Below are 8,379 nucleotides of genomic sequence, written 5' to 3'. Positions count from 1 at the left end.
GCGTCCGGGAGTCGGCCCTTGCCGTTGAGCGCGTCGGAGACAGTCGTGATGGAGACCCCGGCGGCGGCGGCCACGTCCCGGATGCCTGCCCGGCCCTGCCGGCTTCCCCGGGTCTGTGCCCGGCTCACCTGGTGCTTCCCTGCTGCTGTCATGGCGAGCCGATAGTAGGGCGATGAGGGGCGGTCGGGACGGCCGCATATGCGGGCGTTGACAGGCACGTTTCTGCATGATCGAAGATGCCCAATGGGCAGTGAATCGAAGGTAGTTGGGGCTTCTGTCGTGCGATCTGGGGTCATCGGACGGCGTAGGCCTGGCGAGGGGGCGAGGTCTCGAAGAGGTCTCAACTCACCTCTACGGGGGATGCGCGCCACGGCGCCCGCCACCGGCGCACGCCACCCGTTTGCGCGCTCCCCCTCTCCGGGGGCGCGGCAGGAGCCGTATCCACAGCGTGTCCCTCCTGTTGTCCACAGCCCATTCGCAGCGGAGGCGAATCCTCTTAAGGTGAGGAGTATTGGCGGTACGGACGGTCGAGGAGGCCACACTGTGAGCGAGACCAGCGGGACGAGCACCGGCGGACCCAAGCTGCGCGCCGAGCTGGACGGCGTCCCCACCTACAAGCCGGGCAAGCCGGCCGCCGCGGGCGGTCCCGTGGCCTTCAAGCTGTCCTCCAACGAGAACCCCTACCCGCCGCTGCCGGGGGTCATGGAGAGCACCCTGGCCGCCGCCGCGAACTTCAACCGTTACCCGGACATGGCCTGCACCGGACTGATGGAGGAGCTGGCGAACCGCTTCGGCGTGCCCGTCTCCCACCTGGCCACCGGCACCGGCTCGGTCGGCGTCGCGCAGTCGCTGCTCCAGGCCACCTCGGGCCCGGGCGACGAGGTGATCTACGCCTGGCGCTCCTTCGAGGCGTACCCGATCATCACGCAGATCAGCGGGGCCACCTCGGTGCAGGTGCCGCTGACCGAGGGCGAGGTGCACGACCTCGACGCGATGGCCGAGGCGATCACCGACCGGACCCGGCTGATCTTCGTCTGCAACCCCAACAACCCCACCGGCACCGCGGTGCGCCGGGCGGAGCTGGAGCGCTTCCTGGACCGGGTGCCCTCCGACGTCCTGGTCGTGATCGACGAGGCGTACCGGGAGTTCGTCCGCGACACCGAGATCCCGGACGGCATCGAGCTGTACCGCGACCGGCCGAACGTGGCCGTGCTGCGCACCTTCTCCAAGGCGTACGGCCTGGCGGGGCTGCGGGTCGGTTTCGCGGTCGCCCACGAGCCGGTGGCGGCGGCGCTGCGCAAGACGGCGGTGCCGTTCGGCGTGAGCCAGCTGGCGCAGGACGCGGCGGTGGCCTCGCTGCGGGCCGAGGACGAACTGCTCGGTCGGGTCGGCTCGTTGGTGGCCGAGCGCGAGCGGGTCCATGCGGGGCTCGTGGCCCAGGGCTGGACCGTGCCGGACACCCAGGCGAACTTCGTCTGGCTGCGGCTCGGCGAGCGGACCATGGACTTCGCGGCGGAGTGCGAGCGGCACGGCGTGGTGGTGCGGCCGTTCGCGGGCGAGGGCGTGCGCGTCACGATCGGTGAGTGCGAGGCGAACGACCTGTTCCTGAAGACGGCGGAGAGCTTCCGCAGCCGGGGCTAGCCGAGGAGCTCCACGCGGATCGGGTCGCCGTCCCTGACGGTGGCCAGGATCCGCGGATCGCCGTCGAGCGCGCCCAGCAGATTGCAGGGGCTCGCGAGCCGGCATTCGTCGCCCCGTGAGATCGGGGTGGGGCCGTAGGGGAGGGCGAGCGCGTCGCCCTCCGTCCAGAAGGCCACGGTGCCGGGCTCGACGACCTGGCGCGCGTCGTCCTCGACCGAGGCCGAGACCGGCGTGTCGAAGTAGACCTCCTCGCCCCAGGTCCGGGCGGTGGAGGAGATCGGGAGGGCTCCCGCGAGCGCCTTGCTCGTGGGGGTCTCCTCAAGGGTGGCCGTGGTGTGTCCGGCCGGCCAGCTGATGTGTATCCGAAGGGTCATGCCCGGATTCAACAATATGTTGAAGGTCCTGGGAAGAGGTGACCTTCGGTAGAGGGGCCCCGACTGAAGGTACGGATTTCGTATGAGCCATAATGCTTGTGAATGTGAACGCGTTCACAAGCGTGTCCTGCTTCCTCCCGCTTTGGGGGGAACCCGCCAGGCAGACTGCCCGCTGTGACCCACGTCGACCTAAGGAGAAGACGACGTGAACCTAGCTTTGGCGCCGGAGACATTGGCGCGCTGGCAGTTCGGCATCACCACCGTCTACCACTTCCTCTTCGTCCCCCTGACGATCTCCCTCGCCGCGCTCACCGCCGGTCTCCAGACCGCCTGGGTGCGGACGGAGAAGGAGAAGTACCTCAGGGCGACGAAGTTCTGGGGCAAGCTCTTCCTCATCAACATCGCCATGGGTGTGGTCACCGGAATCGTGCAGGAGTTCCAGTTCGGTATGAACTGGTCCGACTACTCCCGGTTCGTGGGCGACATCTTCGGTGCCCCGCTCGCCTTCGAGGCGCTCATCGCCTTCTTCTTCGAGTCGACCTTCATCGGCCTGTGGATCTTCGGCTGGGACAAGCTGCCGAAGAAGATCCACCTCGCCTGCATCTGGATGGTGTCGATCGGCACCGTCCTCTCCGCGTACTTCATCCTGGCGGCCAACTCCTGGATGCAGCACCCCGTGGGCTACCGGATCAACGAGGAGCGCGGCCGGGCGGAGCTCACCGACTTCTGGCACGTGCTGACCCAGAACACCGCGCTCACCCAGTTCTTCCACACGATCACGGCGGCGTTCCTGGTCGGCGGCGCGTTCATGGTGGGCATCTCCGCGTTCCACCTGGCGCGCAAGAAGCACATCCCGATCATGCGGACCTCGCTGCGGCTCGGCCTGATCACCCTGATCATCGCCGGCCTCGGCACCGCCATCAGCGGCGACCTCCTCGGCAAGGTCATGTTCAAGCAGCAGCCGATGAAGATGGCCGCCGCCGAGGCGCTCTGGGACGGCGAGGCGCCCGCACCCTTCTCCGTCTTCGCCTACGGCGACGTCGAGAAGGGCCACAACACGGTCGCCATAGAGATCCCGGGCCTGCTGTCCTTCCTCGCGAACGACGACTTCAGCTCGTACGTCCCGGGCATCAACGACGTGAACAAGGCCGAGCAGGAGAAGTTCGGGCCCGGCGACTACCGGCCCAACATCCCCGTCGCCTACTGGGGCTTCCGCTGGATGATCGGCTTCGGCATGGCCTCGCTGGGCATCGGCATGCTCGGCCTCTGGCTGACCCGGAAGAAGTTCATGCTGGCACCGGGGATGCGGACCGGTGAGGACGAGGTGCCGAACCTGGTCCTGTTCAAGCGGAAGGCGCTCAGCCCCCGCCTGGGCAAGTGGTACTGGATCATCGCGCTCTGGACGATGGCGTTCCCCCTGATCGCCAACTCCTGGGGCTGGATCTTCACCGAGATGGGCCGCCAGCCCTGGGTCGTCTACGGCGTGCTGCGCACCCGTGACGCGGTCTCCCCCGGAACCTCCCAGGGCGAGGTCCTCACCTCGATGATCGTCTTCACCGCCCTCTACGCGATCCTCGCCGTCATCGAGGTCAAGCTCCTCGTCAAGTACGTCAAGGCCGGACCGCCGGAGCTCACCGAGGACGACCTCAACCCGCCCACCAAGATCGGCGGGGACTCTCGTGACCCCGACCGCCCGATGGCCTTCTCGTACTGAGGCTCAGGAGATCGAGGCATGGAACTCCACGACGTCTGGTTCGTACTCATCGCCGTCCTCTGGACCGGCTACTTCTTCCTCGAAGGCTTCGACTTCGGGGTCGGCATCCTGACCAAACTGCTCGCCCGGGACCGGGTCGAGAAGCGGGTCCTCATCAACACCATCGGACCCGTCTGGGACGGCAACGAGGTGTGGCTGCTCACCGCCGGCGGAGCGACCTTCGCCGCGTTCCCCGAGTGGTACGCGACGCTGTTCTCCGGCTTCTACCTGCCGCTGCTGATCATCCTGGTCTGCCTGATCGTCCGGGGCGTCGCCTTCGAGTACCGGGCGAAGCGGCCCGAGGAGAACTGGCAGCGCAACTGGGAGCAGGCCATCTTCTGGACCTCGCTGATCCCCGCGTTCCTCTGGGGCGTGGCCTTCGGCAACATCGTCCGGGGCGTGAAGATCGACGGCGACATGGAGTACGTCGGCAACTTCTGGGACCTGCTCAACCCGTACGCGCTCCTCGGCGGTCTGGTCACGCTCACCCTCTTCACCTTCCACGGCGCGGTCTTCGCCTCGCTCAAGACGGTCGGTGACATCCGGGGGCGGGCGCGGGCGCTCGCGCTCAAGCTGGGTCTGGTCACGGCCGTGCTCGCCCTGGGCTTCCTGATCTGGACCCAGGTCGACACGGGAGACGGCTGGAGCCTCGCGGCGATGCTGGTCGCCGCCGTGGCGCTCGTCGGCGCGATCGTCGCGATCAAGGCGGGGCGCGAGGGCTGGTCGTTCGCGCTCTCGGGCGTCACGATCGCAGCAGCGGTGGCGATGCTCTTCCTCGCGCTCTTCCCGGACGTCATGCCCTCTTCGCTCAACCCCGAGTGGAGCCTTACCGTGACGAACGCGTCGTCGAGCCCGTACACGCTCAAGATCATGACCTGGTGCGCGGCGATCGCGACCCCGCTGGTGCTGCTCTACCAGAGCTGGACCTACTGGGTCTTCCGCAAGCGCATCGGTACGCAGCACATCGCCGACGCTCACTAGGGCCGACGCTCACTAGAGGGGCATGTTTCACGTGAAACCGATCGATCCGCGCCTGCTCCGGTACGCCAGGGCCACCCGTCTCTTCCTGATCGCGGTGGTCGTGCTCGGCCTCGTCGGAGCGGCGCTGGTCATCGCCCAGGCGATGCTCATCGCCGAGATCGTGGTGGGGGCCTTCCAGAAGGCCCAGTCGGTTTCCGATCTGACCACGCCCCTGCTGCTGCTCGCCGGAGTGGCCGCGGCGCGGGGGCTGGTCTCCTGGCTGACCGAGCTCGCCGCCCACCGGGCGAGCGCGGCGGTCAAGTCCGAACTCCGCGGCCGGCTCCTCGGCCGGGCCGCCGCCCTCGGGCCGGGGTGGCTCAGCGGTCAGAAGGCCGGTTCGCTGATCGCCCTCGCCACACGGGGTGTGGACGCCCTCGACGACTACTTCGCCCGCTATCTGCCGCAGCTGGGCCTCGCGGTGGTCGTGCCGGTGGCGGTCCTGGCCCGGATCGTCACCGAGGACTGGGTCTCGGCGGCGATCATCGTCGTCACGCTGCCGCTCATCCCGGTCTTCATGATCCTCATCGGCTGGTACACCCAGGCCCGGATGGACCGGCAGTGGAAGCTGCTCTCGCGGCTCTCCGGCCACTTCCTGGACGTGGTGGCCGGCCTTAACACGCTCAAGATCTTCGGCCGGGCGAAGGCCCAGGCCGAGTCGATCCGCGCGATCACCTCGGAGTACCGCCGGGCGACGATGCGCACCCTGCGGATCGCCTTCATCTCCTCGTTCGCCCTGGAGCTGCTCGCGACCCTGTCGGTCGCGCTCGTCGCCGTGACCATCGGCATGCGGCTGGTCCACGGTGAGCTCGACCTGTACACCGGGCTCGTCATCCTGATCCTGGCCCCCGAGGCGTATCTCCCGCTGCGGCAGGTGGGGGCGCAGTACCACGCGGCGGCGGAGGGGCTCGCGGCGGCGGAGGAGATCTTCGACGTCCTGGAGCAGCCGGTGCGGGAGGGTGGCACGGCGAACGTGCCGGAGTCCGTACGGCTTGAGCTCGACGGCGTGACCGTCCGTCACACGGGACGCACCGAGCCCTCGCTCGACGCGGCGACGCTGACGGTCGAGCCCGGCGAGACGGTGGCCCTGGTCGGGCCGAGCGGGGTCGGGAAGTCGACGTTGCTCGACGTCGTGCTCGGGTTCGCGGTGCCGGAGGAGGGCGGTTCGGTACGGGTCGGGGGCGTCGACCTGGGGTCGCTGGACCTGGAGGAGTGGCGGGCCCGGATCGCCTGGGTGCCGCAGCGGCCGTACCTGTTCGCGGGGACGGTCGCCGAGAACGTACGCCTCGCCCGGCCGGACGCCTCCGACGAGGCGGTACGGGACGCCCTGCGGGACGCCGGCGCGGACGGGTTCGTCGCGGGGCTGCCGCAGGGGCTCGACACGGTGCTCGGCGAGGACGGTGCGGGGCTCTCGGCGGGCCAGCGGCAACGGCTCGCGCTCGCCCGGGCGTTCCTGGCGGACCGGCCGCTGCTGCTGCTCGACGAGCCGACGGCGGCCCTGGACGGGGCCACCGAGGCGGGGGTGGTGGACGCGGTGCGGCGGCTTGCCGTGGGGCGCACCGTGTTGCTGGTCGTTCACCGGCCGGCGTTGCTCGCCGTGGCGGACCGGGTGGTGACGGTGGGCGCTTCCGGCGGCTCGGCGGAGGTCGGTGCGGTTGCCGCGGGTGCGGGTGCGGGTGCCGAGAGCGTGGGCGCCAGGGGTGCGGGTGCGGGAGACGGCGGCGTTGCCGGTGGGGTGTACCCACCCTCCCCCGAGCTCTCGGCTTCGCTCGGGCAGGGGGGACCCCCGTCGCCCCAGGCGGAACGCGTGCCCACACTGGCGCGGGTACGTGGGATCGCCGGGGAGCTGAAGGGGCGGATGGCGCTTGCCCTGCTGCTCGGGAGTCTCGCGCTCGGGTCCGCCGTGGGGCTCATGGCCGTGTCCGGGTGGCTCATCTCCCGGGCCTCCGAACAGCCGCCCGTGCTCTATCTGATGGTCGCCGTCACCGCCACGCGCGCCTTCGGCATCGGGCGGGCCGTCTTCCGGTACGCCGAGCGGCTCGTCTCGCACGATGCCGTCCTGCGGATGCTCGGCGACCTGCGGGTCTCCGTCTACCGGCGACTGGAGCGGATCGCCCCGGCCGGACTGCGCCGCACCCGGCGCGGTGACCTCCTCGCGCGGCTCGTCCAGGACGTCGACGCCCTCCAGGACTACTGGCTGCGCTGGCTGCTGCCCGTGGGCGCCGCACTCGTCGTGGGTGTCGGGTCCGTCGGGTTCACCGCCTGGCTGCTGCCCGAGGCCGGAGCCGTCCTCGCCGTCGGCCTGCTGGTCGCGGGCGTCGTCGTGCCGGCGGCCGGCGGGGCTCTCGCCCGCCGGGCCGAACGGCGGCTCGCCCCCGCGCGCGGCGCCCTGGCCACCGCAGTGGCCGATCTGCTGCGCGGCTGCGCCGAACTGACCGTGGCCGGTGCGCTCCCGGGCAGGATCGAACGGGCCCGGGACGCCGACCGCACCCTCACCTCCATCACCTCCCGGCAGGCCGCCGCCACCGCGCTGGGCGCCGGGCTCTCGGCCCTGGTCTGCGGCCTGACGGTCGCGGCCGCCGCGCTCGTCGGCGTCCAGGCCGTAGGGGACGGTCGGCTCGACGGAGTGGCCCTCGCGGTGGTCGTCCTGACGCCGCTCGCCGCCTTCGAGGCCGTCACCGGGCTTCCGCTCGCCGTCCAGTACCGCCAGCGCGTCAAGCGCAGCGCCGAGCGGGTCTTCGAGGTGCTGGACGCGCCCGTCCCCGTACACGAGCCGGAGACGCCCGCGACTCCCCCGGCGAGCCCGTTCCCGCTGGAGCTGGCCGGGCTCTCCGCCCGGCACGCCGGGCAGGAACGGCCCGCGCTCGACGGCTTCGCTCTCACCCTGGAGGCCGGGCGGCGGGTCGCGGTCGTCGGCGCCTCCGGCTCCGGGAAGACCACGCTCGCCCAGGTGCTGCTCCGGTTCCTGGACGTGGAGCACGGCACGTACCGGATCGGCGGCGTGCCGGCCCGTGAGCTCGACGGCGACGCGGTCCGGCGGTTCGTCGGCCTCTGTGCCCAGGACGCCCATCTCTTCGACAGCTCCGTCCGCGAGAACCTGCGGCTCGCCAAGGTCGGGGCGGACGACGAGGAGCTCCGCGAGGCGCTGCGCAGGGCCCGGCTCCTCGACTGGGTCGACGGGCTGCCCGCCGGGCTCGACACCCTCGTGGGCGAGCACGGTTCCCAGCTCTCCGGCGGCCAGCGGCAGCGCCTCGCGCTCGCCCGGGCCCTCCTCGCCGACTTCCCGGTCCTCGTCCTCGACGAACCCGCCGAGCACCTGGACCTGGCCACCGCCGACGCGCTCACCGACGACCTGCTCCGGGCCACCGAGGGTCGCACCACCGTCGTCATCACCCACCGGCTGCACGGTCTCGACGCCGTCGACGAGGTGGTGGTCCTCGACGAGGGCCGGACCGTGCAGCGCGGCCCGTACGCCGAACTCGCGGAGGTGGACGGCCCGCTGCGGCGGATGCTGGAGCAGGAACGGGAGACCGATCTGCTCGCCACGGCAGGGAGCTGAGGCAGCCGACTTTTCTCGCCAAATGGGACTTACTA

At 70.6% G+C, this 8,379-nt stretch carries 6 protein-coding genes; 4 read left to right on the top strand and 2 right to left on the bottom strand.

Translation table 11 applies throughout. The features are described from left to right. The coding region (locus tag ACF07V_RS34430) for a LacI family DNA-binding transcriptional regulator (protein WP_392159611.1) at window positions 1-152 on the bottom strand (152 nt) is incomplete at its 3' end. A gap of 391 nt (window positions 153-543) precedes the next feature. On the opposite strand from ACF07V_RS34430, the gene hisC reads away from it, so the two are divergent. Next, window positions 544-1,641 carry a histidinol-phosphate transaminase gene (gene hisC / locus ACF07V_RS34425; RefSeq protein WP_392159604.1) on the top strand — a complete coding sequence of 366 codons (1,098 nt, stop codon included), beginning with the start codon at window positions 544-546 and terminating at the stop codon, window positions 1,639-1,641. Here hisC and ACF07V_RS34420 read toward each other — a convergent pair. Continuing rightward, entirely contained in the window at window positions 1,638-2,015 is a 378-nt protein-coding gene (locus ACF07V_RS34420) for a cyclophilin-like fold protein (protein WP_392159603.1), read from the bottom strand. The two genes, hisC and ACF07V_RS34420, sit on opposite strands and share 4 nt — an antisense overlap. A gap of 205 nt (window positions 2,016-2,220) precedes the next feature. Here ACF07V_RS34420 and ACF07V_RS34415 point away from each other — a divergent pair, with 205 nt between their 5' ends. Genes ACF07V_RS34415 through cydD form a run of 3 tightly spaced genes read left to right on the top strand, consistent with a single transcriptional unit; the run spans window position 2,221 to window position 8,344 of the window. Beyond that, complete coding sequence (locus ACF07V_RS34415) at window positions 2,221-3,729, top strand: cytochrome ubiquinol oxidase subunit I (protein WP_392159602.1); 1,509 nt, start codon at window positions 2,221-2,223, stop codon at window positions 3,727-3,729. 18 nt (window positions 3,730-3,747) lie between these two features. Further along, window positions 3,748-4,749, top strand: a complete 1,002-nt coding sequence (gene cydB / locus ACF07V_RS34410; RefSeq protein WP_392159601.1) for a cytochrome d ubiquinol oxidase subunit II — start codon at window positions 3,748-3,750, stop codon at window positions 4,747-4,749. 31 nt (window positions 4,750-4,780) lie between these two features. Next, a complete protein-coding gene (gene cydD, locus ACF07V_RS34405) occupies window positions 4,781-8,344 on the top strand; it encodes a thiol reductant ABC exporter subunit CydD (protein WP_392159600.1) in 3,564 nt (1,187 codons plus the stop codon). The last annotated feature ends 35 nt before the right edge of the window (window positions 8,345-8,379 follow it).

The organism is Streptomyces sp. NPDC015661 (assembly GCF_043077765.1).
Lineage (GTDB): Bacteria > Actinomycetota > Actinomycetes > Streptomycetales > Streptomycetaceae > Streptomyces.
This window is presented reverse-complemented; position numbering and strand designations above follow the sequence as displayed.

What these genes read in the sequence shown, in the direction of transcription:
- ACF07V_RS34420 (WP_392159603.1), bottom strand. Translation starts at nt 2,015, where the DNA reads ATGACCCTTCGGATACACATCAGCTGGCCGGCCGGACACACCACGGCC.
- cydB (WP_392159601.1), top strand. Translation starts at nt 3,748, where the DNA reads ATGGAACTCCACGACGTCTGGTTCGTACTCATCGCCGTCCTCTGGACC.